Source organism: Brevundimonas nasdae (assembly GCF_019395145.1).
Classification (GTDB): domain Bacteria; phylum Pseudomonadota; class Alphaproteobacteria; order Caulobacterales; family Caulobacteraceae; genus Brevundimonas; species Brevundimonas nasdae.
The window spans coordinates 621,843-646,138 of the sequence record NZ_CP080034.1 but is presented as its reverse complement, the minus strand read 5'-3'; the positions used below and the strand labels follow the sequence as shown (position 1 = coordinate 646,138).

The 24,296-nt window shown below is 64.2% G+C and carries 34 protein-coding genes and 1 tRNA gene; 22 read left to right on the top strand and 13 right to left on the bottom strand.

The genetic code is table 11. The features are described from left to right. From KWG56_RS03230 to KWG56_RS03210, 5 genes are all read right to left on the bottom strand, one after another. Window positions 1-435, bottom strand: a complete 435-nt coding sequence (locus tag KWG56_RS03230; protein ID WP_219373677.1) for a hypothetical protein — start codon at window positions 433-435, stop codon at window positions 1-3. Window positions 436-748: 313 nt separating this feature from the next. Beyond that, window positions 749-940, bottom strand: coding sequence for a helix-turn-helix domain-containing protein (locus KWG56_RS03225; RefSeq protein WP_219353693.1), 192 nt, complete (start codon window positions 938-940; stop codon window positions 749-751). Further along, a complete protein-coding gene (locus KWG56_RS03220; protein WP_219353692.1) occupies window positions 937-1,356 on the bottom strand; it encodes a thermonuclease family protein in 420 nt (139 codons plus the stop codon). The genes KWG56_RS03225 and KWG56_RS03220 overlap by 4 nt, the downstream gene beginning before the upstream one ends. Continuing rightward, complete coding sequence (locus KWG56_RS03215; protein WP_244999614.1) at window positions 1,353-1,835, bottom strand: hypothetical protein; 483 nt, start codon at window positions 1,833-1,835, stop codon at window positions 1,353-1,355. Before KWG56_RS03215 ends, KWG56_RS03220 begins: the two co-directional genes overlap by 4 nt. Before the next feature lies 1 nt (window position 1,836). Further along, the gene (locus KWG56_RS03210; protein ID WP_219353691.1) at window positions 1,837-2,247 is read right to left on the bottom strand and encodes a hypothetical protein; all 411 of its coding nucleotides are present in this window, start codon (window positions 2,245-2,247) and stop codon (window positions 1,837-1,839) included. A gap of 132 nt (window positions 2,248-2,379) precedes the next feature. On the opposite strand from KWG56_RS03210, the gene KWG56_RS03205 reads away from it, so the two are divergent. From KWG56_RS03205 to KWG56_RS03150, 13 genes are all read left to right on the top strand, one after another. Further along, window positions 2,380-2,604, top strand: coding sequence for a hypothetical protein (locus KWG56_RS03205; RefSeq protein WP_219353690.1), 225 nt, complete (start codon window positions 2,380-2,382; stop codon window positions 2,602-2,604). Between the two features lie 60 nt (window positions 2,605-2,664). Continuing rightward, the gene (locus tag KWG56_RS03200) at window positions 2,665-3,060 is read left to right on the top strand and encodes a hypothetical protein (protein ID WP_219353689.1); all 396 of its coding nucleotides are present in this window, start codon (window positions 2,665-2,667) and stop codon (window positions 3,058-3,060) included. Further along, a complete protein-coding gene (locus KWG56_RS03195) occupies window positions 3,033-5,180 on the top strand; it encodes a hypothetical protein (protein ID WP_219353688.1) in 2,148 nt (715 codons plus the stop codon). The genes KWG56_RS03200 and KWG56_RS03195 overlap by 28 nt, the downstream gene beginning before the upstream one ends. Further along, on the top strand, window positions 5,180-5,773 hold the full coding sequence (locus tag KWG56_RS03190) for a hypothetical protein (protein ID WP_219353687.1): 594 nt from the start codon (window positions 5,180-5,182) through the stop codon (window positions 5,771-5,773). The genes KWG56_RS03195 and KWG56_RS03190 overlap by 1 nt, the downstream gene beginning before the upstream one ends. A gap of 325 nt (window positions 5,774-6,098) precedes the next feature. After that, window positions 6,099-6,674 carry a hypothetical protein gene (locus tag KWG56_RS03185; RefSeq protein ID WP_219353686.1) on the top strand — a complete coding sequence of 192 codons (576 nt, stop codon included), beginning with the start codon at window positions 6,099-6,101 and terminating at the stop codon, window positions 6,672-6,674. 1 nt (window position 6,675) lies between these two features. Continuing rightward, window positions 6,676-7,170, top strand: coding sequence for a DUF6950 family protein (locus KWG56_RS03180; protein ID WP_219353685.1), 495 nt, complete (start codon window positions 6,676-6,678; stop codon window positions 7,168-7,170). 2 nt (window positions 7,171-7,172) lie between these two features. After that, the gene (locus KWG56_RS03175) at window positions 7,173-8,483 is read left to right on the top strand and encodes a hypothetical protein (protein WP_219353684.1); all 1,311 of its coding nucleotides are present in this window, start codon (window positions 7,173-7,175) and stop codon (window positions 8,481-8,483) included. Window positions 8,484-8,511: 28 nt separating this feature from the next. Further along, the gene (locus KWG56_RS03170) at window positions 8,512-9,402 is read left to right on the top strand and encodes a hypothetical protein (RefSeq protein ID WP_219373676.1); all 891 of its coding nucleotides are present in this window, start codon (window positions 8,512-8,514) and stop codon (window positions 9,400-9,402) included. Window positions 9,403-9,415: 13 nt separating this feature from the next. Beyond that, a complete protein-coding gene (locus tag KWG56_RS18890; RefSeq protein ID WP_257903736.1) occupies window positions 9,416-9,544 on the top strand; it encodes a hypothetical protein in 129 nt (42 codons plus the stop codon). Between the two features lie 11 nt (window positions 9,545-9,555). Further along, complete coding sequence (locus KWG56_RS03165) at window positions 9,556-9,876, top strand: hypothetical protein (protein WP_219353682.1); 321 nt, start codon at window positions 9,556-9,558, stop codon at window positions 9,874-9,876. 56 nt (window positions 9,877-9,932) lie between these two features. Next, window positions 9,933-10,421: a hypothetical protein gene (locus KWG56_RS03160; protein ID WP_219353681.1), complete on the top strand. Its 489-nt coding sequence runs from the start codon at window positions 9,933-9,935 to the stop codon at window positions 10,419-10,421. Further along, window positions 10,414-10,791: a hypothetical protein gene (locus KWG56_RS03155; protein WP_219353680.1), complete on the top strand. Its 378-nt coding sequence runs from the start codon at window positions 10,414-10,416 to the stop codon at window positions 10,789-10,791. Before KWG56_RS03160 ends, KWG56_RS03155 begins: the two co-directional genes overlap by 8 nt. Before the next feature lie 110 nt (window positions 10,792-10,901). After that, the gene (locus KWG56_RS03150) at window positions 10,902-11,369 is read left to right on the top strand and encodes a hypothetical protein (RefSeq protein ID WP_219353679.1); all 468 of its coding nucleotides are present in this window, start codon (window positions 10,902-10,904) and stop codon (window positions 11,367-11,369) included. A gap of 67 nt (window positions 11,370-11,436) precedes the next feature. Here KWG56_RS03150 and KWG56_RS18885 read toward each other — a convergent pair whose 3' ends face one another. After that, entirely contained in the window at window positions 11,437-11,568 is a 132-nt protein-coding gene (locus KWG56_RS18885) for a hypothetical protein (RefSeq protein WP_257903735.1), read from the bottom strand. A 71-nt stretch (window positions 11,569-11,639) separates the two neighbouring features. Then, complete coding sequence (locus tag KWG56_RS03145; RefSeq protein ID WP_219353678.1) at window positions 11,640-11,882, bottom strand: hypothetical protein; 243 nt, start codon at window positions 11,880-11,882, stop codon at window positions 11,640-11,642. 268 nt (window positions 11,883-12,150) lie between these two features. Between KWG56_RS03145 and KWG56_RS03140 the strand changes: the two genes are divergently transcribed. The 4 genes from KWG56_RS03140 to KWG56_RS03125 all read left to right on the top strand — a co-directional run bounded on the left by KWG56_RS03140 (window position 12,151) and on the right by KWG56_RS03125 (window position 14,504). Beyond that, entirely contained in the window at window positions 12,151-12,738 is a 588-nt protein-coding gene (locus KWG56_RS03140) for a lysozyme (RefSeq protein ID WP_219353677.1), read from the top strand. 234 nt (window positions 12,739-12,972) lie between these two features. Further along, window positions 12,973-13,302 carry a hypothetical protein gene (locus tag KWG56_RS03135; protein ID WP_219353676.1) on the top strand — a complete coding sequence of 110 codons (330 nt, stop codon included), beginning with the start codon at window positions 12,973-12,975 and terminating at the stop codon, window positions 13,300-13,302. A 193-nt stretch (window positions 13,303-13,495) separates the two neighbouring features. Continuing rightward, window positions 13,496-13,705: a hypothetical protein gene (locus KWG56_RS03130; protein ID WP_219353675.1), complete on the top strand. Its 210-nt coding sequence runs from the start codon at window positions 13,496-13,498 to the stop codon at window positions 13,703-13,705. 493 nt (window positions 13,706-14,198) lie between these two features. Next, window positions 14,199-14,504, top strand: coding sequence for a hypothetical protein (locus KWG56_RS03125; protein ID WP_219353674.1), 306 nt, complete (start codon window positions 14,199-14,201; stop codon window positions 14,502-14,504). A gap of 88 nt (window positions 14,505-14,592) precedes the next feature. On the opposite strand, the gene KWG56_RS03120 is transcribed toward KWG56_RS03125, so the two are convergent. The 3 genes from KWG56_RS03120 to KWG56_RS03110 form a co-directional block, all read right to left on the bottom strand. Beyond that, window positions 14,593-15,018, bottom strand: a complete 426-nt coding sequence (locus KWG56_RS03120) for a BLUF domain-containing protein (RefSeq protein ID WP_219353673.1) — start codon at window positions 15,016-15,018, stop codon at window positions 14,593-14,595. Beyond that, entirely contained in the window at window positions 15,019-15,624 is a 606-nt protein-coding gene (locus KWG56_RS03115; RefSeq protein WP_280638393.1) for a DUF4102 domain-containing protein, read from the bottom strand. Window positions 15,625-15,822: 198 nt separating this feature from the next. Continuing rightward, a tRNA-Ser gene (locus tag KWG56_RS03110) sits at window positions 15,823-15,914 on the bottom strand. A gap of 87 nt (window positions 15,915-16,001) precedes the next feature. On the opposite strand from KWG56_RS03110, the gene KWG56_RS03105 reads away from it, so the two are divergent. From KWG56_RS03105 to KWG56_RS03090, 4 genes are read left to right on the top strand one after another with little or no spacing between them, the layout of a single operon-like run. Next, a complete protein-coding gene (locus KWG56_RS03105) occupies window positions 16,002-17,534 on the top strand; it encodes an exopolysaccharide biosynthesis polyprenyl glycosylphosphotransferase (RefSeq protein ID WP_308384586.1) in 1,533 nt (510 codons plus the stop codon). Window positions 17,535-17,545: 11 nt separating this feature from the next. Further along, window positions 17,546-18,991 carry a lipopolysaccharide biosynthesis protein gene (locus tag KWG56_RS03100; protein ID WP_219353671.1) on the top strand — a complete coding sequence of 482 codons (1,446 nt, stop codon included), beginning with the start codon at window positions 17,546-17,548 and terminating at the stop codon, window positions 18,989-18,991. Beyond that, window positions 18,988-19,920: a glycosyltransferase family 2 protein gene (locus KWG56_RS03095; RefSeq protein ID WP_219353670.1), complete on the top strand. Its 933-nt coding sequence runs from the start codon at window positions 18,988-18,990 to the stop codon at window positions 19,918-19,920. Before KWG56_RS03100 ends, KWG56_RS03095 begins: the two co-directional genes overlap by 4 nt. Before the next feature lies 1 nt (window position 19,921). Further along, the gene (locus KWG56_RS03090) at window positions 19,922-20,866 is read left to right on the top strand and encodes a glycosyltransferase family 2 protein (RefSeq protein ID WP_219353669.1); all 945 of its coding nucleotides are present in this window, start codon (window positions 19,922-19,924) and stop codon (window positions 20,864-20,866) included. Here KWG56_RS03090 and KWG56_RS03085 read toward each other — a convergent pair. Together KWG56_RS03085 and KWG56_RS03080 are read right to left on the bottom strand one after the other, a co-directional pair. Next, window positions 20,863-21,564: a P-loop NTPase family protein gene (locus KWG56_RS03085; RefSeq protein WP_201100474.1), complete on the bottom strand. Its 702-nt coding sequence runs from the start codon at window positions 21,562-21,564 to the stop codon at window positions 20,863-20,865. The genes KWG56_RS03090 and KWG56_RS03085 overlap by 4 nt on opposite strands. A gap of 39 nt (window positions 21,565-21,603) precedes the next feature. Continuing rightward, window positions 21,604-23,046, bottom strand: a complete 1,443-nt coding sequence (locus KWG56_RS03080) for a GumC family protein (RefSeq protein ID WP_219353668.1) — start codon at window positions 23,044-23,046, stop codon at window positions 21,604-21,606. A gap of 124 nt (window positions 23,047-23,170) precedes the next feature. On the opposite strand from KWG56_RS03080, the gene KWG56_RS03075 reads away from it, so the two are divergent. Next, window positions 23,171-23,956, top strand: coding sequence for a polysaccharide biosynthesis/export family protein (locus KWG56_RS03075; protein WP_219353667.1), 786 nt, complete (start codon window positions 23,171-23,173; stop codon window positions 23,954-23,956). A gap of 7 nt (window positions 23,957-23,963) precedes the next feature. Here KWG56_RS03075 and KWG56_RS03070 read toward each other — a convergent pair whose 3' ends face one another. Next, entirely contained in the window at window positions 23,964-24,275 is a 312-nt protein-coding gene (locus tag KWG56_RS03070; RefSeq protein ID WP_219353666.1) for a sel1 repeat family protein, read from the bottom strand. Window positions 24,276-24,296: the final 21 nt, after the last annotated feature.

The following is a 24,296-nucleotide window of genomic DNA, read 5'->3' as shown; positions in this document are numbered from 1 at the left end:
TCAGTTCACCGTAACCGCAGCTTCATATCGCGCGGCGACATCCCCCCGCCGCACCAGTTCGGGCGCAGGTCCCTTGGCGACCGGCGTCAGCGCGAACCTCAGCGTCGCCCGGCCCGGGCCTTCGGCCAAATAGGTGAAGACCGCCACGTCCGTCCCGCCCGGCCCGCCTCTGGGTTCGACATCCAGGTTCGTGAACATGAAGGGGCCGGTCATGGCGTTGGGGTCGGCGTCGACCCACAGATAGCCGTCGCGCGTCCGATACGGCAGCCGCACAACCACCTCGCGTCCATTGACCGAATAGGTCGGCGGCGGCAGGCCAGCGATGCTGGCGGCGGCCTCCTCGACCGACGCCACCCGCAATGACGCATCACCGCTCGATGCTGAACAGGCCGCCAGCGCCGCGCCCAGTCCCAATAAACCCACCACCGTCCGCATCACGCCTCACCCCACGATCCCTGAAAAGAACAAGGATCGTGCGTTCGGTAAGCGGCGTATTGAACAAAACGGACTCAAGGCGCGGTTTACGCCGCGATCCCCAACGCGTGCGCCGCACATGCATGATTCTGGCCGTACCCCCGCCAGCGGCATTCAGCGGCGCGTCACGCCTGGGCGTGTTCCCGACCTGAAGCACAACCTCAAGCCGTCTTTTCTACAGATTTTCAGGAAAATGGCGGAGACGGAGGCCGCCAAACCTTTCCGCCACGCATAGCTTTGCTCCCCGATTTCGAAGCCCGCCCTAAGCCGCGCCCTAAGCCGCGTCAGGCGTTTCACCCAGCAGAGCCAGCAAAGATGATCTGGGGATAACCGTTTTCGCGCCGATCTTCACTCGTGTAAGACGGCCATCTGCCAGCAGCTCGAAGATGGTCGAGCGCCCAACGCCCAACGCTTCCCCGGCCTCCTTCACCGAGAAGGCCAGCTTGTTGTCGTTCGCCGCGCTCATTCCCAAACACCCCTTCTCTCTCGACGCGCCAGATCTTCTTCACGTCGGTAAGGATCGCCGAAGTTGGTTTCGCTGATGGCCAGGCCTTCACGCACAAGGGTTCGGCCCAGGTCACGACCGTTGACCGTGCAGACCGCGACGTTGCGCCGGTATCGATCGGTCGAGGTCACGGTGCACCGGGCGCCGTTGGCGGCGAGACGGCGGGCGCGCTGGGTTGCCTGATCCGCCGACGCGCGGGCGACCGGCGAGCAGGCCCAGACGTTGGGGCGCTGGCGGCACCGGGTGAAAGGCGCGACCTCACCGGCGTCGATTCCTGCCAGACGGACGCGATGGCGCTCACCGTCCGAGGTCACGCACCGTCCACTGTCTCCATCTGACATCGCGAGGGTCACGCAGATCAGTACGGTGGAGATCATCGCTCGCTCCTGTCTGGGTTGGCGAGCATGAGGGTCGTCGGCATAGATCCGCGCTCATAGGCTATCGCGAGCTGGGGCTGCATGAACTGGCCCACAGTCGAACCGTCAGGCAGGACGGTGTGCGCCAGGAACTCGTCTTCGATGGTCGTAATGCCCGCCGCGACGGCTTCCAGCTTCGCCTTGATCACAAGAGCAAGCGCGCGCCAACGTTGGCGTCCGGCCTGCTCCCACGCCTTCGTAGCCTCGGCCTGGCTGCGGACCTGTCCCTTTGCAGGCGTATGCGTGAACTCACGCGCCTTGGGGTCTGGCATCGGCAAGACGAACTTCACTAGGCGGTCGCTGATCCGAAACCCGATCATGGCGGCCTGTTCCTCGGTCGCATACATGAACGAGGTGGCGCCGTAGCGCTTCAGCGTGGCCTCGATCTCGTTCCGGCTGCGGTCTTGGCTGACGGTCGTGTCTGCTGCGTATCGGGCCATCCTACACCCCTCCTCTGTCAGCGGGAGGGGACGGGAGCGGGAGCCAGTGGGTGGGTCCGCCCCTGTGGTGGCTCATCTCGTAAATCGGGCTATCATGATAGTCGTCCGGCCCGGTCCCAGCCCACCACCAACCATTGTCGTAGGTCGCGCCCTCTTCCTCCGCGCGAAGCCAGGCCTCGCCGACGATCCATGCGCCTTCTTTCGTCGGCACGGCGACAATCGCCGGTCTGGCTTGTCCGCACCCGTCGAATGTTTCAATCGGCCGCCACTCCACCAACTCGCGGATGCGGGCGGCGGCTTCTGACCGCTCGACATTTGCCTTGATGATCTCAAGTCGAGCAGCAGCAGGCCAATCGAGATTGATCGGCACGTCCTTCTCCAGCCGCTCAACCAGTTCCATAGGGTCGGTCATTGGACAGCTCCAAAGGCTGGAGTGATCGACACACGCGAAAGCCGCCAGCCACGACGATACCCTCATGATCGTGGGTTCGCATCGCCGGGCGCGCCTGCAGTCGATAGCGTATCGCCCACGCGGGAATATGCCATGCAGCGGTTCGTCGCCAGGTGGCGGACCGACGATCACGAGGGCCTGTCGCACGCTGCGGTCTGGCAGCGCGCCTACCCATACGAGGGCATCCTCAAGATGTCTGCCGGCAACGCTTTAATTGCAGCAAAGGTAACCTTGTCTGTTTTCCGCAGAGGAAAACGACTTTTAGAGTTCTTCCTGGAGGGGCGCGTCAGTTACGACAAACCATCCAGTCAGAAATAATCTTTCGACGAACACTCACTAAAGGCTCGCTTCGGCGGGCCTTTTTCTTTGGAGGTCACCATGGGCGACCTGGCCGTCTTGGGCATGATCTTTAAGACTGAGGGCGCGGAAGCCGCGAACCGTCAGCTTGACGATGTGACCAACAAGTCTGAGCGGGCCGAGAAGGCCGTCGATAGCCTGAGCGCAAGCCAGAAGCGTTCAACCTCGGCCACCCGCGACATGGAGGCCGAAATTCAAAAGCTCACCAAGTCGCACGGCGAGCTGGTGAAGCACGCAAAAGACCTGGGCGCCGCGATGGGCCGCATGGGGAGCGACGTCGCGACCGGCAGCGCCAGCGTGGATAACCTGAGCACCAACGGCATGAACGCCGCCAGGTCATTGCTGGGGCTGGGTGGACGGGCACCCTCCTCGAGGGACGTCTCGGCGTTTTGGATGACAGAACCCGCGAGCACCTGAAGATGCTTCTCGAGCAAAACCGCCTCCATGAGTACCAGAAGATCGTCGTGGATGCGGTGGGGGGATCGTTTTCTGGCGCTGCCGACAAGATCAACGCCTTCGACAAGGCCCTTAAGGAAGCCGGCGCGACTTGGAATAACGTCTGGGGTGCGTTCGGTAAGGGCGTTGGTGATTTCTTCAATGCTGACCAGAGCCTTGAGAGGCGCGTCCAGCGTGGCGCCATGTGGTCGCAGTTTGGCTACAACCCTCGTTTCGAAGCCGACCGAGCTGAGCTCGCGACCAGTCAAGCACAAGCCAAGGCAAGGGCTGACCAAGAAGAGTACAATCGCCTCATGCGCGACGGGCGTGCCGCCGCCGAAGCCCTCATGCCTTGGGAGCGTCGGCGCGCGACCGTGCTTGGCCAGATCAGCACCATTCAGCAGGCCATCAATGCCCAGAAGGCTGCCAACCCGACTGGACAGACAGACGCCCAACTTGCCGCCGCGCTGAGGGCCGCCCAGGTCCAGTTGAAGCAGATCGACGAGACCGCCGGCCGCGACGGAGCCCGCAAACCGAGGACCAACAACACGGCGGCGAACCGCGAAGCGTCTATCGGTCGAGAGTTGGAGGCCATGCGGCTGACAGCTCAGGCCAATCGCGATCTGGCGGCGGCCTACGGCGTGTCGGATGAAGCTGGACTGAAGGCCGCTGCTCGCGCCGAGATCGTCGGCCGTGCGGTGAAGCGCCAGGGAGACATCGACGCTTTCGTGGCGGCACAGCTTCAGGTGAACGCATCGAAGGCGGGAGCCGAAGCGGCGCGCACAGTTGCTGATCTGAAAAAGACCGCAGAGGGCCGAGAGCGCATGAACGCTCTGGTCGCCTCTGGAACGCTCACCTCCGAGCGCGCCAACGAACAGTTGGAGATCGAAGCCGAACTTCGTCCACTCCTGGCCTACGCCAACCTGATCGAGGGCGACGCTAAGCTGCGCCTGACAGGCATCATCGACGGGCTTAAGGAGGCGCGCGAGCGCGACAATGCCGCCGCCCGGGCTGCCCGCCTGATCGCACAGAATGATCAGGAGCGTGACCAACTCGCCTTCATACAGTCTCAAGTCGGCATGGTCAGGATGCCGGATCGTGACCGCGCCATCGCAATGGCAGAGTTGGCCCGCCGACAGGAACTGAACCGTCAGGGCGTCTCCCCGGAGGATGCGCAATACGCCAAGGCTATTGCCCTGGCCAAAGACCTTGCTGCCGCTGGTGTGGACCTCGCCCACGGTCAGAATGCCTACAACCTGGAACTGGCCAAGGCCGTCGATCTGGCGCGCCAGTTGGACGATCACATGCGCTCGGCGGCCCAAGGCATGGGTGAAGCCTTCGGGCAGCGTGGAGCGGCGTTGGGCGGCGTGCTCAACAGCCTGACCGGCTATCAAGCCCGACTGGAAGACATCAAGCGCGCGGAGGATGACTACCGCCTATCAGTGGGCAAGGGCGGTATCGATCAGGAGCGCATCGCTGCATTCGCCCGTGACGCGGCTCAGGCTCAGATCCAGTCGTATGGAGATATGGCCGGAGCGGCGAAGACCTTCTTCCGCGAAGGCTCTGACGGCTATGAACTGCTGCGCGCCGCTGAGCAGGGCTACCGCATCTTCCAGTTCGCAATGGCCATTCAGGCGATGGCATTGAACGCCTCTGAAACCGGCTCAACGCTGGCGACGAGCGGCATCAGGGCCGGAGCCTACCTGGCGGAAGGCGCCGCCAAGATGTTCGCAGCCCTTGGGCCGTTTGGCTTCCCGGCCGTCGCGGCGATGGTGGCGGTTCTCGCTTCGCTGGGCCTCAAAGGTAAGGGCGGCGGCGGTGGGGGCTACAGTCCTGCCAACGACAACCTCGATCAGTCCGTCAACGCCGTGCAGGGCTACGCCGAGACCGCCGATCAGGCCCGCGCCAGTGCGGCGCAGGCGGTGGCCACTCAGGTCAAGGTCCAGATCGAACTGAACGACTCGATGTTCAAGGCGCGGGTTCAGCAGGAAGCCGTTGGTGTCGCCGCCCCCATGGTCGCCGCCGCTGCTGCCGGGACGAAGCGCGACGTGATGGACACCTTGAAGAACCAGCAACTCGGTAACCGGAGGGCAATGGTCTGATGCCGATCCAACTCCCCTCCTCCCCCGAGCCGTGCGCGCCCTATACCCCTCCCCGCGTCGTCGCCCTGAGCAATGATGTGACGAGCCTGATTGGCGGCAACCGGCAGAAGAACCGGCGCAAGGGCGACCACTACGCCGTCGAATTCACGCTGCCGCCGCTGCCTCACGACGACGCGCGGGAATGGCGATCCCTGATGAGCTCTGGCGACACTGTCGTGATGAAGGTTCCCCAGCCCGGCGTTGGCGCCGGTACGCCGGGATCGCCCCGCATCAATGGCGGCAGCCAACTGGGCGACACCCTGAACCTGAAAGGCCTGACGCCCAGCTATGTTCTGCGCAAAGGCCAGATGATCACCATCGTCACGTCTGGCCGGAAATGGCTCTACGGCGTCGAGGCCCAGGCCACAGCCAATGCGTCGGGTCAGGTCTCGGTTAGGCTGGAGGTGGTGATCCGCACTCTCCATGCCGACAACGACGTGGTTCTGATTGCCGAGCCCGAAATCGAGGGGTTCGCCACCTTCAGCGACGACGCCTTCAAGCTGGACGACAATGGCTATTGCCAGCCGTCTTTCGTGATCGAAGAGCGCGGCTGAGGCTACTTCAGCAGCTTAGCCAGCAGCGTCCAGATGCTGACGGTTGAGCGGCTATAGACCCGATTATATGCGGCACGCTTAGGGTTGGTGACCCATCCGGCGCCACGCGGCGCTTTAAGGCCCAGGTTGTGGCGGACCATCCGCTTTACAGACGTCCTCGCGGCGAAGCTCTTCCGCAGGCTTGGCTTGCGCACTCCAAACTTCATCTCTTCCCCCTCACGGCAAGAACGACCGTCAGTTGCAGCCATGCACCGAGCGCTACGGTTCGTCACCCTGAACAGAATTCGAACGGCTCGCTTCGGCGGGCCTTTTTCATGGAGGCTGCATGGACGCTGCCCTCAGCGCCGAACGCCGCAAGGCTGTCTCGCTCCGTTGCATCCTGGTCCGCATCGCCGCGCCGACTGGCCCGATCTGCTGGACGGACGGTGGAATTGCGCCATACGACTCCGGGTCTGGGGTTGAGGTCTATTGGGGCGAGCATCCGACCTACGGCCTACTGTCATCAGTCGGAGGGCTGACCAATGGCATGGGCGACCAGACCACCCGCCCTAGCCTGACGATCCTGCCGAAAGACCCAGCCGCGACGGCAATCCTTGGCTCACCGTTGATCCAAGGCTCCAAGGTCCAGATCTGGTCGGGCGCAATTGATCGCGCGACCGGCTGGCTCGTCGGGGCTCCCAAGCTGGAGTTCACGGGCAAGGTCGATCAGCCCGCCGTCAGTGCCGGGACGCAGTTCAGCATGACCATGCAACTGATCACGGACGGCGCGCTCCAGAAGGAAGCGAACGCCGACTACCGACAGAACCACGCCGCACACATCCGCGTCTGGCCCGGCGAAAATGGCTACGCCAACGTCGCCAATGCCGTCCAGGCGACCCGCACCATGGAATGGCGCACCTGACATGAAGATGACCGTTGGAGAGCGCCGCGCTGCAGCTGTTGCAGCGTGCCGGGACCGCTTTGTCGGGAAGCCCTACGATCCCAGGGCCAACCGCGACTGCATCAAGCTTGCCGGCCACTCAGCGCACAAGCTGGGCCGCCGCGTCAGCCTGACCAAGGGCCTGCGATACTCGACCGAGGCTGCCGGCCTGAAAGCCATGCGCAAACTGGGCTTCAAGACCCTGATGGATGCCGTTGATGCCGCTGGGTTTGAGCGCGTCCCGCCAGCGGCAGCGCGCCCAGGCGACATCATCGCCCTGAAGACTGAGGACGACAACGCATTCGGGTGCGCGCTGACGGTCGCCTTCGACAATGGCCGGGTGATCGGTTTCGTCGACGGCGTCGGCGCGATCTGCCGGGTTGACGATCCATCGGCCTACATCGCCGCCTGGCGGGTCATCGGCGACGCCTACGCAGGCCCGCGCTTCGTCAGCCCCGAAGACGAGATTGAAGACTAGCCATGCCTCAGATCGTCCCTCTGGTCGTCACCGCCATCACGACGGTGACCAGCGCAGTCGTGGCTGCTGGGCCGCTGGCTGTGGCTGCGTTCAACACCGTCAACGTGATTGGCGCGGGCATGTTGGCCAATGCGGCCTTCGGCGTTCTCCAGCCAGAGGTGAAGTCGTCCAGCACGGCCATTGAGTGGAATGCGGACCCCAACGCTCCAAATCGGTTCCCGTTCGGACGGGTCGGCGGTGCGGGCAACATCATCCACAACGCCACCTACGGCCCCGACAAGATGTTCGTGTCGTTCGTCGGCGTCATGGGCTCCTCTGGCCCGATCCGGTCATGGGTGGGTTTCAGGGCAGACGACCAGCCCGTCTCGTTCGACGGCAGCGGAAAAGCCAACTCGACGCAGTACGCCAACGTCATGTGGCTCAGCCGCCAGATGGGGCGTCAGCCCGAGACTTCGGCCCTGTCGTCACCGTCTGGGCTCAAGAACGGCGCCACTCTCCCTGGCTGGGGGAGCAGCTATCGACTGAGCGGCAAGGCGGCGTTCGTCTACACCCTGTCGGAGAACTCCAAGCGATCTGCCTATGGCGGCAAGGTGCCGACCCCGATCAATACGATCGAGGGCCTGTACTGCTACGATCCCCGGTACGACAGCACCTATCCGGGCGGCTCCGGATCATGCCGTCTGAACAACCCGGCGACGTGGGTCTATTCGACCAATGGGCCAATCCATGGCCTGAACTGGGCAATCGGCCGCTGGGAGGGCCTGACCCCAGGTGCGGCGGGCGCGCCCTACGCCTCCATGAAGGTGGGCGGCATCGGCGCCAGCCCCGAGGGCATCGACTTCGCCGCCTATGTCGAAGCCGCCAACGTGTTCGATGAGAACCGCTGGGCCTGCGCGGCATGGCCGGACGCGGACCAATCCAAAGCGTCGGTGCTGGACAGCTTCCTTCAGGCCAGCGGCGCGATCTACGCCGAGCGTCAGGGCCGTATCTCCTGCTTGCACCGCGCCGCGCCGCGCACGTCGATCGTCACCATCACGACGGACGATACCGCTGGCACCATCGAATACGACACCACCACGTCGCTGCTGGAACGCATCAACACCAGAGGCCTACCCCAACAGCGGCGCCAGTCCGACCTTTGGTCTATCATTCGATTCTGGTGCTTCGGGCCTTACCGGGGGCCGGTATCAAACCGTCCGGTTCAACATCGACGCGAATGCCCCCTACAGTTTCCAAGCCGAACTCTCGGCCTACCTGATCACAGCGGGCTCAGTCCGCGCCTATGTGACCTACGAAGACGCAGCTGGAAATAGTCTCACCACGCATGGCGTCTCGGCTTCGGTGTCAAGCGGCTACGTCAGGCTCACGTCGGAGAACTTCGTCACCCCGACTGGAACCGTGCGCGGCGTCGTCAATATCGATTATTCCGGAGCGTCCTTCTCGCCCGGCGGCTATGCGGGCTGGCGTCGCCTGAAGCTGGAGCCTGGACCGGTCTGCACCACCTGGTCAGACGACGCCTCGACTCGCGCCCTGTCGGCCTCTGTCACCGAGCAGTCCCTCGCCATCATCGATCTGGAGAACCAGCAGGCAATCGCTGCTTGGAGAGTAAAGGCGGAGGCTGCGGGTGGACGCCCGGCGATCATTGAGGCGGTTTCTTCGACGCTTGGCGGTTACATCGCGTTCGGCGCCGAGCAGATCTATTTTGGAGACAACACGGTCTTCGACGATGCGACCGACACGCTCCAAACGGTTGTAGGGGATCATGTTCGCGTCCTGGGTCTGGGCGCCGCTTTTGGTGCAGCGAACAACCTTCTGGAGTGGTGGGGTCCGGCCTCCATCGCCCTTGGCGCCATGACAACGTCGAACGGCCTTCAGGGTCGGATGTCCAATGCGCCGTATGTTTTCGACAACACTATCGCCAAGGTTTTTGGCGCGACGCCGGATCAAAACGGCGTTGCCGGGGGACGCACTGGACCGGGAAACGTCCAGACCAACATAATCACGATCTCGGTCGTCAACGCGTCAGGACCGGTCACCTACAACTGGTACTTCCTGTCCGGCGATCTCATGACGGTCACCGCGCCGACCAGCGCCGCCACGAGGTTCAGCGGCTCCGTCACTGCTGGCCAGACCAAGCGCGCCGCATTCGCCTGTCGCGTCACTGATCTTGGTTCCGGTCAGTCCCAGACTGTCGTGGTGAACGCGATCCTTCTCGACAACTCACCAACTTAGACTGGAGACTGAAATGGAAATCCTGGTTTCGCTCGTCGTTCTTGCGGCGATCATCGGCCTTTTGGCCTGGCGTCTGGGGCGCAACCGTTCGACCCAAACTCGTGGCGGCTCGGGCGGTCGCCCTGGCGCCAGCAAGCACTGAGGGCCGATAGAATGACCGACGCAGAAAAACTGGCCGCAGCCGAGGCTCTGATGTCTGAGGCCGCCGCCCAGGCCAAGGCCGCGCGCCTTCCATCCGCCCAGATAGCGGTCGACCTGCTGACAACCGAGGCGGCGCAGGGATTTCTTTCAGCTCTCAAAGCCGCTGTCCTGGCCAGCGTGGACGACTTGCCAAGACCACTCGGCACTCAAGGCGCGGAGGGCACGAAACAGATGCTTCAGCGCATCGTCACATCTTTCGAAACCGGTCTTGCTTCGGCTCAAGCGCGGGTTTCGACCCTGCAGCCCGCGCCATCAGATCCTGCTGAAGCCTGACACTTCATAGCCGCCCACACGGCTGTTCCACCACGGCCTGACATTCGGAGGGGCGGATGCCTGACGAAGTAACGACCTCCCTGCTCACGCGGGAGGGCATCATCGCCTTGCTCGGCGCGTTGGGCCTGGGCGGAGTGTTGTCCGCCCTGATCCAACGGCCATCACGCCGCGCTATCGCAGCCTCGGCCGCCAAGGACGAAGCGACGGGCGAAGCGGCGGTCATCGCCTCCATCGCCAGCGCCTTCACCGGAACGACCGCCTCGCTGCGCGAAGAGATCGAGCGGATGCAGGACACCTTGAACGAGTTTCGTCAGCGCGTGGCGGAGGCCGAGGCCGAGGTGCGGGCCGCCGTGGCCCGTGAAGCGGTCAAGGACCGTCTGATCGCGGACCATAAGGTCCAGCTCGACATCGCTCACCGCGACGTCGTTCGCCTGCGCAGCGAGCGCGACGCCGCCAACGAGAAGACTGTCCAGCAGGAGGGCGAGATCCGGCAGCTAAAGGCCGTGATCGAGGCCCGCGTGCGCATTGGAGATCGAAGTGACTGACCCTGCCGCCACAGAAGCCATGAACGCCGTCGCCGCCGCGACCAAGGGGCCGGATACGCCTGAGGCTGCGACTGTGGTCGCACGCCCTGCCCCCTGGGCCGTCTGGGCGCTGGCGCTGGCAGGCCCGGCCCTGTCCTTGATGGTGGCGTGGATCATCATGCTGATCGGGGGCTCGCCCGCCTGGCGCTGGCTGGGGCTGCCGATCTGGCCCGAGGTGGTGGCGGAGCGGCGGGTCGAGGCCCTTGCCGGGATTGGCCTAGCGCTGATCGCCATCCTGGGCGTGGTCGTGTTTCGGTTGGCGTCGGGCGGGCTGAAGCGCGTCGAGGCAAAGGCCGGCCCCGCTGGACTGACAGTCGAAACCGGCGACTGACGAACCCGGTTCGCAAACAGACGTCAGGAATGGCTGCTAAGGGTGGAAGGCAGACATTGGTAGGGGCATAATCCGGCTAGATTGAACGGAAGGCTTGGGCGCCACACCCCATGAAGACAGAGAGACGGCGGCGGGCAGCTGTTATCGGCGGCATTGCCTTGGTCATGATCGCCGGTGCGATTTTTTGGCGGCTGGCGCCAGTTGGGGCTTATCCACCTGTCGCCATCTACGCCCTCGTCATCCCGGTCAGCGCTTTCGTTCTCGGCCTTATTCTGCTTCTGAAATCTGGGTTTATCGACCTTCTCAGTATTACGAGAGCCGAAAGGAAAGCCGCTACGGAGCGTCAGAAGGCTGAACTTTCTAAGGTGACGGGGCCGTCGATTGCTCTGTTGATCGTTCTATTTTTGGCGGGTGCGCTGATGTTGGCCGCGCCGATAGCAGATGGCCGATTTGGCTGGGGCGGAACAGCGATTGCCACGTCTCTATATTTTGTCGGCCTAGCGGCGCTGCCACTCGTCTCGCTTTTGGGAACGCTGCTTCGATTTCGAGAAATCAATATTCTAGCTCAGCGAATCTGAAGTTGTGACCGTCCGCAACGGGTCGATTTGCGAAGTTGACGCCTCGTCCTAGAGCGGACCTTGCCGTTTAAGTCGCCAGCCTTGTGACGAGATAGACCAGCCCCACGGTCCCGACCCAAAGCCCCGCACTGATCCCGACCGCAACTGCAAGCCGAACGGCGGGCGGCCAGCGCTTAACCGGCGTGCGATCATCAGCCATGGGAAGTTCCTCTTCCGTCAAGATTGCGACGGTCCGCACGATACGAGTTGTGCGGACCGCCACGGTCATGGTCAGGGGCACATGAAGTGGTAGGCGTAGTGGATGTAGTCGTAGTTGGTGGTGTCGCCCCACGTGATCGCCGGGCTTTCACAGAAGACCTGCGTATTACCGACCGGAAGACCATTGCGGACGTAGGTGATGGTCATCCAGGGCTGCTCCTGGGCGACGGCGGCGGTAGGAAACAGTGCTGAGCCGCCAACCGCAGACGAAGTCAGCAGAGCTGCAGCCAAGGCGATGGGTGCAAGTTTAGCCACGTGCTTATACTCCTTTTAGCCTTCCTCCCGAAGGCCGCCCCACAATCGGAGGCTGATCTGGTTCTGGCCAGTAACCTCTCAGTGATTGCGCGACAGCAACCGGAAATAGAATCGCTGCGCTGACTCAGGGTGACGGCCCGCTGAACCGTTGGGGGGTAGGAGCGGGCCGTCGTGTCGTGCGGGGTAGCAGCGCATCGACACGTGAGAGTTGCCGAAAGCGCCGCTCTTAGCAACTCCGACTTTTAATCTCACAATCTGGAGACTGACGATGACGGACATCAAATCCGCCAGCACGCCCGCGTGGGCGAAGGTCACGGCGCGTGTTGCGCTGGAGCTGATCGAGCACGAGGCTATCGTGCTGGAGGCCTACAAGGACTCGGCCGACGTCTGGACCTGGGGCGTCGGCGTGACCAATGCCAGCGGCCATCAGGTGCATCCCCGCTATCTCGACAAGCCCGCCACGCTGGAACGGGCGTTGGAGATCTTCGTCTGGCTGCTGACGGAGAAGTACGTCCCAGCCGTCGTCGCAGCTTTCAAGGGCGCGACCTTGACGGAGGCGCAGTTCGCGGCGGCCCTGTCTTTCCACTACAACACCGGCGCGATCGGTCGGGCCGAGTGGGTCAAGTCGTGGAAGGCTGGCAAGGTCGCCACGGCGCGCACCGAGATCATGAACTGGCGCAACCCGCCTGAGATCATCGGGCGGCGCACCGCAGAGCGCGACCTGTTCTTCAGCGGTAAGTGGTCCGCGAAGGGCTTGGCCAAAGTCTATTCGGTTCGGAAGCCGTCTTATCAGCCCGACTTCCGCAACGTCCGCATGGTCGATATCCGCAAGGCTCTGGACGTGGTGATCGCATGAACCTGATCCGCGCCCTCACCCCGACCGCCTGGCTGATCGTCGCCGTCCTCGCCGCCTTCCTGCTGTTCGGAGCCTTTTGCTCATACAGGGGCGCACAGGGCCGTCAGGAAGCCCGTGCAGGCCAAACCCTAGCCGAAGGGCGCACAGGGGCCGCGCAGGACGCCAGCGCCGTCCGTGACCGCTCAGACGCTCGCAACGACCAAATCTCTAACGCCGTGAAGGAAGGAACCGCCGATGTTCGCCAAGCCCCTGATCGCTCTGCTGCTAATCTTGCCGCTCGTAGGGGCGTGTGCCGGATCAACCCAAGTGCTGGCCCCGACTGTCGGTTGCTCCTCGCTGATCCCACGCGGGTGGAGTGAGCCTGTTCCGTCCGCCGCCCTGCCGTCGAGCGATGCCGTTGAGGCCGACTGGCAGGTGTTCGGCATCGAGCAGACCGGTCAGCTTGCCCGTGCCAACGGCCGCACGTCGGACGTGGTGGAGATCGTGACCTCATGCGAGGCGCGGGACGCGAAGGCCGTCCGACAGATAGAGCGACCGTGGTGGCGCAAGCTGTGGCCGGGTTAGGGCTGGACCTGTAGAAATCCCATACCCAGCGTCGAGCCTCAGGCTCCGCAATCGAGGCAGCTCTGTTCAGGAGCGCGGCCTTTTGCCACAGCAAGCAACCATCAAAAGAATGTGCGCCAATCAAGGATTGCGCGAACGTATTGCCGGATGTCTCAATCACTCCAGGGAGGCTCAACTCCCAGGAGGAAACCACATGATCAAGAAACTCATCATCGCAGGCTCGCTGGCCGGCTCAATGCTCGTTGGCGTCCCCGCCGCCAACGCCAGTCCATTCCTCTGCATGCAACAATATGAGGCCGCGCGATCGAATTGCACGGGCGGTAGCGAAGGCGGCAACTGCATGAATGCGGCGCTCATTGCATTCCAAGACTGTCTGCAGCGTGATGCGCTCATAAACCAGTAACTGCCCACCCCATCATTTTTTAGGCCCGTCATCCTTCGTGGTGGCGGGCCTTTTGCCATTCAAAGGGCCTAGTCAGTTTGACTTAGGCCGCGCCGCTGCTCCGTATAAACAGAGACATAAAATCAATAGTTTAAGTCTATTTCACGAGATTTTTAGTAAAATTAAAGCAGACCCCTCGTTGCATTAATTTACACCCCGCGCGGACAATTATTCGCAATCAACCTTTACTGTATAGGAAAACCCTATAACGGTTTCGCCGCGCTACTTCGGGGGCGCGGGGCAAGTGCCGAACCTCTTGTGGCTCCGGCGCTTAAGAACGGCCTGACTTCCCTCCAAAATGAAGGCCAGGCCGTTCTCCCCTTCTGGACGCCATTCTTGTGCGGCAAAGTTGCGCAGCGAAACATCGCGTAGGCCCGTAGTTCTACTTATTCAGAATTCAGACGTAGTTAACGAAGCAAGCTCAGCCTTAACGTGCCAGCCTATGGAGGGAAATATGGCGCGGAAGATCGGCTTTGATGAAGCTGTAGAGTTCATTCGCGAGACGAGACTTCTTCCCGAAGAAGAAGCGCAGGATACGGACGAGTTCGAAAAGATCGTGCTTCGGCACACCCCACGTCATTGGGAAGAAGCGGCCATCATGCTCGAAGAGGTCGCATTCAATCTTCAAGCAGGCGCCAGATGCGACGGCCTGGATATCGTAGCTGTGAACCGGATCGGTTATTGGCTCCGGCAACAGGATGCAGATCAGCGGATTAAGGCGGCGGCTTCCATTCACGGCACGCGCACCAAAGCCGCGTGACGGCGAATCCGAACCACACAGTGCTTGATGGATCAAAGCCTCGGAGTTTGCGCTCCGAGGCGATGCCGGGCGATACGACCCCGTCGATCTAACCGCCCGCATCTCGCGAGGCCTGATCCGCGACCAGGGTCCGGACGCGGTCAACGACGTAGTCAGGATCGGCCTGGGCGAAGCCGATCAGTTCGTCCATGACGCTTTGACGTGTCGGTTCTAACGCGGCGCCGACCAAGCCCCAGCCTTCAAACTGGCGGAATCCGACCGGGTGTCTCTGGAGAACCTGCAGGTCCGTATGCCGAGGGTCGCGGAGCAGTCGTGATAGGGTCAGTTCGATATCCGGCGCGGCGCCCTCCAACACCTGAAGGAAGACACCGTCGGCGAGCACGAGAGCGCCGGTCACCCCGTTCTGACGGTTGTTGCGGTCCGACACTTCGACGATCCCTGCTATCGCCTCCAGGCTGGGATAGTCCCGTGTGGCCTGGCTGGCATAGATCAACCGTTCCAGTTCACCGCTCATTCAAGCCCGCCCCCGCTGATGGCTGAACGCCTCATCTCGACACGTCGTGATTGTTTCATGGTCGCGCCAGTTTGTGGAGTCGGTTCGGCCTGCACCTAGGCGTTGGCCATGAACCACTGGCGGAAAGCGTCGGCATCGAACGACGACCGGTTTCAACGCCTCCAAGACCATTGCCGTGTCGACAGCCGAAACATCGGCTTTCCATATCTGACCGGCGTGCTGCATCAGCGATGCTTCCCATTGCCCCCTCTGTTTCGGGGACTTCCAGCTCGGCTCGAGGGCGTCCATCAGGTCACTGGCAACGGCTGAGAATAAACGGGACGTTGAAGGCATCAGCGCCAGACGCCGCTCTTCAATAGGATCACGACCATCAGCCAAGATGCGACGGGCGACATCTGCGGCTGCTCGAGCATCTGCAAGGCCGACGACCTCCAGACTGCCGAGGCCCATCTCGCGCCGCTTCTTGTGATAGTGAAAAATCCAGACCCAACGACGCGCGCCGGTTTGATCAACGCGCAGATAGAGGCCAGACCCATCCGCAAATAGGCCTGGCTCCTTCAAGGCCATGACGCCCCGTGCTGTGAGTCTGTTTGTAGTTCGCGCCAACTCGGCCTCCGTGAACGGAACGAGAACATAGGGCAGCGACTGGATCGGACGCCACCCTAAGCCCGCCCTAAGTTGCGCCCTAATATGGGGCGCTGGCTTGCGGCGGACTGATGTGGACTACGACGGACGAAAAGCCCTGATTGGAAGGGCTTCAGCGGATTGTCTGTGGATTGCTATGGACCCCTACGGACGGGGTGCTGGCGGAGACGGAGGGATTCGAACCCTCGGTACCCCTTACAGGGTACGACGATTTAGCAAACCGTTGCCTTCAGCCACTCGGCCACGTCTCCAGCGAAGGCGTCGATAGCGGAGGTCGCTGCGTCGCGCAATCCGCTTCGAACGAAAGTCCTCATGTTAACGCGACATAGAGGCAAGTCGTGGTGAATGTCGGCGTTCGCCAACCACGGATCGACATGACCGACTGCGCCTCTCATTTAGCGGATCCGCTGCCCGCGCCCACAGACCGGGCGGCCAGGCGCGCCGCGCGCGGGCCGTTCAGGACCGAGGTCTGGCTGAGCGCGCGCCAGCGTTCGGGCGTGCGTCTGGCAGCCCATTATTTCCGCGCCGCCGACGTTCTGGCCGTCCTGATCATAGGGCTGGCCGTCGCCTGGGCCGCTGCACCGAACGGTCTGGGGGCCCTGACCGTCTCGCTGATCGCGCCTGGACTGGCGGCGGGCGTAGTCATTCTGGGCTTGATGCGCGGGTTGAACCTCTATGGCTTCCGGCGAAGCCGCAGGCCTCTGGCCCATCTGGCGTCCATCGTCGGACTGTCGCTGGCGGCGGCGGGTGCGGCCTTCATCGTCAGTTTGATCGTCGGGCATGAGGGCCGGGCGATCGCTGAGGTCTTCATTCTGGCGACGACGGCGACGCTGTTGCTGCTCCATAGCCTCTGGCTGGCCATCGTCACACGCTGGCGCAGGCAGGGCGTCCTGTCGCCCAATATCGTCATCGTCGGCGCCACCCGGAACGCCGAGGTCCTGATCCAGCGCGCGCTGGAGCGCCGCGACCTGAATGTGCTGGGCGTATTCGACGACCGGCTGGAGCGTTCTCCCGAAAACATCGGCGGCGTGCCGGTTCTGGGGGATGCGAACGCCCTGATGAGCCACCGAATGACGCCCTATGTGGACCGCATCGTCCTGGCTATCGACGCCAAGGGCGGAGAACGGGTGCGTGAACTGACGCGACGGCTGGAAGGCCTGCCGAACCCCCTGACCGTTCTGGTCGAGGGCGGGTGCGTCGACGCGGCCCTGGATCGTCTGGCTTCGGCCCCGCTGGCGCCGCTGGGCGGGCCGGCCCACGCCGACCGCAAGGCCTTCAACAAGCGTATGCTGGATGTCGTCGTCGGCCTGGTCGCCCTGATCTTGGCGACGCCCGTGATGGCTATGGTCGCCCTGGCCATCCGCCTGGACAGTCCCGGTCCCATCTTCTTCCGCCAGCGGCGCCATGGCTTCAATCACGAAGAGATCGTGGTGTGGAAGTTCCGTTCCATGCGCCACGCCGACGCCGACGCCACCGCCAGCAGACAGGTCAGCGCCAACGACTGCCGCGTCACCCGCGTCGGCCGCTTCATCCGCGCGACCAGCCTTGATGAACTGCCGCAGCTCTTCAACATCCTGACCGGCGAGATGTCCTTGGTCGGTCCCCGCCCTCACGCCATCGGCATGAAGACCGGTGACACCGAATCCGCCCGTCTGGTCGCAGAATATGCCCACCGCCACCGCATCAAGCCGGGCATGACCGGCTGGGCGGCCATCAAGGGCTCGCGCGGTCCGGTGAACACCGAGCAGGAGGTCCGCCGCCGCGTGCAGCTGGATATCGACTATATCGAGCGCCAGTCCTTCTGGCTGGACCTGTGGGTGATCCTGGTCACTGTTCCCGTGCTGCTGGGCGACAGGTCTGCCGTCCGGTGAGTGAGAAACGCATGTTCTGGCGGGGCGTGTGGGGCTATCTGCCTGCACAGGTCGTGCAGGGGGTGGTCGGCTTCCTGACCATCGTCGTCTTCACCCGGCTGCTCAGCCCAGCAGACTTCGGCCACTACGCGCTGGCTTTTTCGGTCACCACTCTGGCCCACACGGCGACCTTCAGCTGGCTGGAGGCGTCGATGGCGCGGTTCTGGGCGGCCGAGCGCACGCCCGAGGGCCTGAGCACCCATTTCGCCAGCCTGTACCGCACATCCTTCGCTATCATCGCCGTCTTCGTCCCGATCGCGGCGCTGGTGGTGTGGCTGCTGCCGCTGACGCCTGGGTTCAAGATCGCCGTCGCCTTCGGCCTGGCCGGGGCGCCGATCCGTAATCTGGCCAAGCTGGCGCAGGAGCGTTACCGCGCGGCGGGCGAGGTCGCCAAGGCGGCCAATGTCGATATGTTCGTCTCGATCTTCGGCTTCCTGGTCGGGGCCGGGTTCGCGCTGGCGGGCGCGGGCGCCGCCTCCCCGCTGCTGGGTCTGGCTTTGGCCCCCCTGTTCGTCCTGCCCTTCATCCTGCCGGGCGAGCTGGCTCAGTCGGCAGGCGGGACCGTGGATCGCGAGCGGCTGAAGGCCTATGCGGCCTATGGCTATCCCATCGCGGCGTCCCTGACACTGGCGCTGGTGCTGGCCTCGACAGACCGGTTCCTGCTGGCGGCCTTCATGGATGCGGCGGCGGTCGGCGCCTATCACGCCAGCTATAGTCTGGCGAACCGGACGCTGGACGTGATGTTCATCTGGCTGGGCGCAGCGGGCGCGCCAGCTATGGTCATGGCGCTGGAGCGCGGCGGTCGCGAGGCTTTGCGGGAGACGGCGCTGGTGCAGGGATCGACCCTGATCCTTATCGGCCTGCCCGCCGCCGTCGGCCTGGCCCTGGTCGCGCGACCGATGGCGGAGTTGATGATCGGTCAGGACCTGCGCGCCGCCGCCGCCATCGTCACGCCGTGGATCGCCGCATCCGCCTTCCTGTCCGGCATGATCGCCTATTATTTCGGCTTCGGATTTACGCTGGGCAAGAAGACCGGCCTGCTGTTGGTCACCATGGCCATTCCGGCCCTGTCCAACATTGTGCTGAACCTTGTGCTGATCCCACGGCTGGGCGTGCTGGGCGCCGCCGTCGCCACGGCGCTGAGCTTCGCCATAGGCCTGATCGCCTGCCTGTTGATCAGCCGCCGAGCCATCGCCCTGCCGATCCCGTGGGACAGTCTGATCCGCTGCGGCGTCGCCTCCGCCGCCATGGCCGGGGTCGTGGCGCTGTTGCCGCCGATAGGAGGTCTGGCTGAACTGGTGCTGGACGCCAGCGTCGGCGGCGCGGTCTATGCCGCCATGGCTCTGACGCTGAATGCAGCAGGCGTGCGCGACCTGTTGATCCGCCTGATCGCCGCCAGACGGAGGGCCGCTGCATGAGGGCAGACATCCACGATAACGCCGCATGGACTGCGGCCGCGCCGACCATCTCGGTGCTGACGCCCTTCCTGCGCGATGATCCCGACGCCCTGATCCGTCAGCTCGACACCGAGGCGGAGCTGCTGGGAGGCCGTGTAGAGCTGGTGCTGATGGATGACGGTACGAATGACGCCGCCCTGACCAAGCGACTGAAGGCGACGCTGGACGGCCTGTCCCTGCCTGCCCGCCTGATCACGCTGACAACCAACGAGGGACGCGCCAAGGGCCGCAACCGCCTGACCACAGCCGCGCGCGGGCCGGCCTTCCTGTTTCTCGACAGCGATATGAAGCCCGACACGCCGCATTTCCTGCAGAACTGGACCGATCTGGTCGCCGCCGATGAGCCAGCGGTGGCTTTTGGCGGCTTCTCGCTGGATCAGGCCCCGACGGACGCCCGTTTCGCCGTCCACCGCGCCCTGTCCGGCGCCAGCGAATGTGTGCCCGCCGCGGAACGCGCCAGGACGCCCGAGAAATACGTCTACACCTCCAATCTGCTGGTCCGACGCGACGTGTTCGATCTGGAGACTTTCGACCCGGGCTTCACCGGCTGGGGCTGGGAAGATGTGGAATGGGCCATGCGCGTGTCGCAGCGATTTCCGGTCATCCATATCGACAATCCCGCCACCCACATGGGCCTGGACACCGTCGCCGACCTGGCGGGCAAGTTCGAACAGGGCGCAGGCAATTTCGCCCGCGTCGTCGCCCTGCACCCGACCATCGTCCAGACCTACCCCAGCTACAAGGCCGCGCGGGCGTTGAAACGCCTGCCCGCTCTGCCCCTGATCCGAGGGCTGGTGAAACAGGCGGCCCTGGCGCCCATACTGCCGACCAAGGCGCGCGCCTTCGCCCTGCGCCTGTATCGCGCCGCCGTCTATGCGGACGCCGTCTGACATGGCCGTTGAACCTGCAAAAGACCTCGCCGTCATCATCCCGACCTTGCGCCGCCCGGAAAGTCTGGAACGCGCCCTGCGATCGGTCTTCGCCCAGACGAAGGCTCTGGACCGGGTCCGCGCTGTCGTCGTCGCGGACAATGACCCGGACGGCTCCGCCGCGCCTCTGATCGAACGGCTGCGGCATGAGGCGCCTGTTCCTCTGACCTATGCCCACGCCCCCATTCCCGGCGTCGCCACAGCCCGCAATGTCGGTCTGGCCGCGACCGACGCCGCCCTGATCGCCTTTTTGGATGATGACGAGGCCGCCTCGCCCGGATGGCTGGCCGCCTTGCTGAGCGCACAGGCCAAGACCGGCGCCGATGTCCTGTTCGGCCCTATTCGCGGACGTGTGCCAAAGGGTACAGGCTGGACCACCGCCTATCTAGAGCGGTTCTTCGGCCGCACAGGTCCCACCGAGACAGGTCTGACCAACGACATCCACGGCTGCGGCAACAGCCTGATGGTCCGCGCCACGGCCCTGCCCGACGATGCGCCGTTCGACACCGCCATGAATGAGACGGGCGGCGAGGACGATCGGCTGTTCACCGGCCTGCAGGCGCGCGGCGGAACATTTGGCTGGGCCGCCGACGCCTGGGTGGACGAGTTCGCGCCTGCTGACCGCGCCACCCTGCGCTACGCCCTTCTGCGCGCCTTTGCCTATGGCCAGAGCCCCAGCCAGATGGCGGCGGATCGCGGCGACCGGGCGGGCGTGGTCAAATGGATGCTGGTGGGCGCCGTCCAGAGCGGCCTTTGGGGACTGGCGTCGATCGCCGTCGCCATTCTCAGACGCCCCAATCGCGCGGACGTTTACGACCGGCTGGCGCGCGGTCTGGGCAAGGTGTTCTGGACCAAGGGCTTCGAGCCGCGCCTCTATGGCGCCGCTATGCTGAAACGGACAGTCTAACCCGTCAGCCGCTGCAGGAAGCCGGGCGCGCGATAGGTCGAACGGTTCATCACCACGCCTGCGATCCGGCCGCCGACGGCCTCGATCTCGTCACGCAGAATGACCGGCTCATTCGCCGCCGTGCTCTCAGCCCGCACCACGAGCACCGTCATATCGACGAAGGGTGCCAGGATGATCGACATGTCGTTGCGATCCGCCGCTGGCGCGTCGATGACGATGGTGTCGGCGTGCTGGCGCATCACGTCCCAATAGCGCGGCTCGCCCACCGTCTCGACCCGGTGGCCGGAGCGCAGGGCCTCCATGTGGAAGTGCGTCACCCACAGCCGCCCGCCCAGACAGGACCGCGCCGTCAGCAGGCGCGATGACGGCACAGGCTTGCCGTCCCGCCCGGTCACACGCGGCGTCACGACGAAGAAGCTGGAACCGTCAGGCGAGGCGCGTGCGGGCTTGCCGATCTGCCCGAACCGGTCCGGTTCGCCAGCAATGGCTTCCAGCTGCCCCTGCTGGGTCAGGTCGCCATCGATCAGCCAGACGGGCTTTCTGGCCCGCACGGCGGCCAGCCGCGCGAACTCGCGCGCCACTGTCGACACGCCCTCGCCGGACGCGGCCGAGGCGAACTGGATGACGCGCGCACGATGAGCCGGCGCTGGGCCCAGCGCCGCCCACAGGCCGCCCATTTCCGAAGTCAGATCGACCATCGAATCGCTATGCGCTCTCCGTCACGCCGCAGCGTAACATTATCTGGCCTTGGCGGGCGCCACAGCGAGAACGGGCATATCCAATGTCCGCGCGACAGAAGCCGGGGTGGTGAACCCCTTGCGGGTGAAGACCCGCAGCAGGCCGACGCACAGGGCGGTGAATCCGGCGAACAGGAAGACCGCCGCCAGCGCCGGAATCTTCAGGCTTTTGGCCGTTGAAGGCGGCTGGGCGCGCTCCAGCACGGTGACATTGTCGGCGCCCGCCGCGACCAGGGCGTTGTCCGCGCGGCTCTGGCTTTCGCGCTGCTGGAACTCGCGGATATTGGCCGTCAAGACCTCGCGATTGCCCGCCAGGGTCGAATTCTCGGATTCAAGCGCCGTCAGACGCGCCTGACGCGCGCGGATGTCGTTCAACTGGCGATCCAGGGCCGACAGACGCGCCGCCAGCGAATCCCGCTCGGCTCGCGTGTTGATGCGCGTCGTCTCCAGTTCGGTCCAGATCGGGTTCGGCCCGGTGCGGACCTCCTTGGGCCCCACCGCCGTGCCGGACGACACATAGGACTGCAGTTGCACGATCCGCGCTTCGATATCGCGAACCGGCTGGGCGTCGGGCGTATAGCGCGACAGAAGCTGCTCGCGCTCGGTGCGCAGTTGCAGGATCTGGTCCTGGGCCGAGATGTTCAAATCCTGCTGCAGGGCGATCTCGGGCGGGGTCGACGCCTGCTGTGCCATCAGGGTGTTCAGGCGCTGGCTAGTCTGGTTCAGCTGGCTCTGCGTGGACATGCGGTCGGTGAAGACCGTCTGATAGGTCGCCGCCAGCGTCGTCTTGGCGGCGGTGAAATCGCCGATGTCGTTGGTCCTCAGGAAGCTTTCATAGGCCTGATCGGCGTTGGCCAGATCGTCCTCGAACGCCATCCGCTGGGTGGCGATGGCCGGGGTCTTGTCCTGAAAAACTTCGCGACGATAGGCCAGATACTGTTCGATCACCGTGTTCAGAATGCGCGCGGCGCGTTCGGGATCATCGGCCTTGTAGGTCAGGCGGACCACTGAACTGCCCGGCGCCGTCAGCACGCCCAGACTGGTGCCGATGGACTTGCGCGCGGCGGCGTTGGCCTTGTCGACATCGCCCTTGGTCGCCTTGCCCAGCACGGCAGGCGCGCCCAGGGCCAGGACCACACGTTCGCGCACGGCGCTGGAGCCGATGATGGCGGCTTCGGAGTTGGCGACTTCCGCCCCCTGCGGCGCCTGCCCGCCCCGCTCCGCCGTGCCCACGCGCGGCTGATAGACATATTCCTGGCCGATGCCCGCAAAGACAGCGCCCGTGGCGGTGTAGCTTTTCTTCAGACCGAACGCCGCAAAGGCCCCGATGGCGAAAATCACCAGGAAGATCACGATCATCAGCAGCAGTTCGCGGAACAGCATGCCCACGACGTCCAGCACGCCGTAACGCGGTCTTGTTGTGACGTAGGCCGTCGAGCGCATTGGGCGGACCGAATCCTTGAAACAGGCTTATGAATGCACCCTTCGCCGACCCGCGTTAACCTATGGTTACCCATAAGTGACGAAGCTGCGCAGAACGCTCCTTTCATCGGACCCGCCCGATTCCATGACGCCAGACCGCCGCCTGATCCTTCTGGCCCTTGGCTCAGCCGCGCTTGCGGGTTGCGGCGGCGGCGCGAACGCATCCCGGATGCCGTCTCCCGGCGTGGGCGCGCCCCGAAATCACCCACCTCAGGGCCCGGTCGCACGCGGCGGGGACCCGCGCGGTGAACTAGGCGGCCTCAGCTTCGCCCGCTGGACCGACGCAGAGCCGGAATATCTGCTGTATCCCGGCGACGAGATCGAGGTGGCCACGCCGACGGCGGCAGAGCTGACGCGAACCCTGAAGGTCGGCCCTGACGGACGCATCGCCCTGCCCCTGATCGGCCAGGTGATGGCGGCGGACCGCACCCTGCCGGAGCTGGAGCAGACCCTCTCAGCCGCCTATTCGACCCAGTTGGTGCGTCCGCTGGTCGAGGTGACCCTGCGTCAGGCCGGGCCGATCCGCGTGTGGGTCGACGGCGAGGTCCGCACGCCGGGCGTGATCGAGATTGTCGGCGAACTGGAGGCCTATCAGGCCGTCATACAGGCGGGCGGTCTGGCGCCGACGGGTAAGCCTGATCGTGCAGCCCTGATCCGGCGCGGGCCGGGCGGGACCAGCATGATGCGGGTGATCGACCTGCGCCCCCGACGCGCAGAGACCGTCATGCTGCGTCGCGGCGACATCATCTTCGTGCCGCGTTCAACCCTGGGTGAACTGGCCGCCTTCTTCACCCAGGTTCGCGCCGCCATGCCGATCGGCTTCAGCTATTCGATCAACGGATCGAACGGCAACGGCTACGCGCAGTTCTAGAGCTTGGTCAGGCGACCAGATTGACGACGCCCTGGTCGATGTAGCGGCGGGCGGCCTTCTGGGCCTCGGAAATCTCTTCCCGATCCATCTCCATGCTCATCTCGCGGCGATAGACCCGCGCCTCGACTGAGCCCTTCATGGCGGCCAGGTTGAAGATCATATGGGCCGAGACCCGGTCCATCGGGCAGCCGCCCGAACCGGCCGAATACATCATGCCCAGCTTGAACAGGTCGTCACCGGACATGTCCACGGTCGGCAGCGGCAGGCCTTCATCATCCGATCCAGCCTGCAGATCGTGCGCCAATTCTTGCACTATCATCACCGTATCTCCCAAACAGGC

Coding starts and splice junctions, on each gene's coding strand:
- KWG56_RS03230 (WP_219373677.1), bottom strand. CDS start 435: ATGCGGACGGTGGTGGGTTTATTGGGACTGGGCGCGGCGCTGGCGGCC.
- KWG56_RS03225 (WP_219353693.1), bottom strand. CDS start 940: ATGAGCGCGGCGAACGACAACAAGCTGGCCTTCTCGGTGAAGGAGGCC.
- KWG56_RS03220 (WP_219353692.1), bottom strand. CDS start 1,356: ATGATCTCCACCGTACTGATCTGCGTGACCCTCGCGATGTCAGATGGA.
- KWG56_RS03215 (WP_244999614.1), bottom strand. CDS start 1,835: ATGGCCCGATACGCAGCAGACACGACCGTCAGCCAAGACCGCAGCCGG.
- KWG56_RS03210 (WP_219353691.1), bottom strand. CDS start 2,247: ATGACCGACCCTATGGAACTGGTTGAGCGGCTGGAGAAGGACGTGCCG.
- KWG56_RS03205 (WP_219353690.1), top strand. CDS start 2,380: ATGCAGCGGTTCGTCGCCAGGTGGCGGACCGACGATCACGAGGGCCTG.
- KWG56_RS03200 (WP_219353689.1), top strand. CDS start 2,665: ATGGGCGACCTGGCCGTCTTGGGCATGATCTTTAAGACTGAGGGCGCG.
- KWG56_RS03190 (WP_219353687.1), top strand. CDS start 5,180: ATGCCGATCCAACTCCCCTCCTCCCCCGAGCCGTGCGCGCCCTATACC.
- KWG56_RS03185 (WP_219353686.1), top strand. CDS start 6,099: ATGGACGCTGCCCTCAGCGCCGAACGCCGCAAGGCTGTCTCGCTCCGT.
- KWG56_RS03180 (WP_219353685.1), top strand. CDS start 6,676: ATGAAGATGACCGTTGGAGAGCGCCGCGCTGCAGCTGTTGCAGCGTGC.
- KWG56_RS03175 (WP_219353684.1), top strand. CDS start 7,173: ATGCCTCAGATCGTCCCTCTGGTCGTCACCGCCATCACGACGGTGACC.
- KWG56_RS18890 (WP_257903736.1), top strand. CDS start 9,416: ATGGAAATCCTGGTTTCGCTCGTCGTTCTTGCGGCGATCATCGGCCTT.
- KWG56_RS03165 (WP_219353682.1), top strand. CDS start 9,556: ATGACCGACGCAGAAAAACTGGCCGCAGCCGAGGCTCTGATGTCTGAG.
- KWG56_RS03160 (WP_219353681.1), top strand. CDS start 9,933: ATGCCTGACGAAGTAACGACCTCCCTGCTCACGCGGGAGGGCATCATC.
- KWG56_RS03150 (WP_219353679.1), top strand. CDS start 10,902: ATGAAGACAGAGAGACGGCGGCGGGCAGCTGTTATCGGCGGCATTGCC.
- KWG56_RS18885 (WP_257903735.1), bottom strand. CDS start 11,568: ATGGCTGATGATCGCACGCCGGTTAAGCGCTGGCCGCCCGCCGTTCGG.
- KWG56_RS03140 (WP_219353677.1), top strand. CDS start 12,151: ATGACGGACATCAAATCCGCCAGCACGCCCGCGTGGGCGAAGGTCACG.
- KWG56_RS03135 (WP_219353676.1), top strand. CDS start 12,973: ATGTTCGCCAAGCCCCTGATCGCTCTGCTGCTAATCTTGCCGCTCGTA.
- KWG56_RS03130 (WP_219353675.1), top strand. CDS start 13,496: ATGATCAAGAAACTCATCATCGCAGGCTCGCTGGCCGGCTCAATGCTC.
- KWG56_RS03125 (WP_219353674.1), top strand. CDS start 14,199: ATGGCGCGGAAGATCGGCTTTGATGAAGCTGTAGAGTTCATTCGCGAG.
- KWG56_RS03120 (WP_219353673.1), bottom strand. CDS start 15,018: ATGAGCGGTGAACTGGAACGGTTGATCTATGCCAGCCAGGCCACACGG.
- KWG56_RS03100 (WP_219353671.1), top strand. CDS start 17,546: ATGTTCTGGCGGGGCGTGTGGGGCTATCTGCCTGCACAGGTCGTGCAG.
- KWG56_RS03095 (WP_219353670.1), top strand. CDS start 18,988: ATGAGGGCAGACATCCACGATAACGCCGCATGGACTGCGGCCGCGCCG.
- KWG56_RS03090 (WP_219353669.1), top strand. CDS start 19,922: ATGGCCGTTGAACCTGCAAAAGACCTCGCCGTCATCATCCCGACCTTG.
- KWG56_RS03085 (WP_201100474.1), bottom strand. CDS start 21,564: ATGGTCGATCTGACTTCGGAAATGGGCGGCCTGTGGGCGGCGCTGGGC.
- KWG56_RS03080 (WP_219353668.1), bottom strand. CDS start 23,046: ATGCGCTCGACGGCCTACGTCACAACAAGACCGCGTTACGGCGTGCTG.
- KWG56_RS03075 (WP_219353667.1), top strand. CDS start 23,171: ATGACGCCAGACCGCCGCCTGATCCTTCTGGCCCTTGGCTCAGCCGCG.
- KWG56_RS03070 (WP_219353666.1), bottom strand. CDS start 24,275: ATGATAGTGCAAGAATTGGCGCACGATCTGCAGGCTGGATCGGATGAT.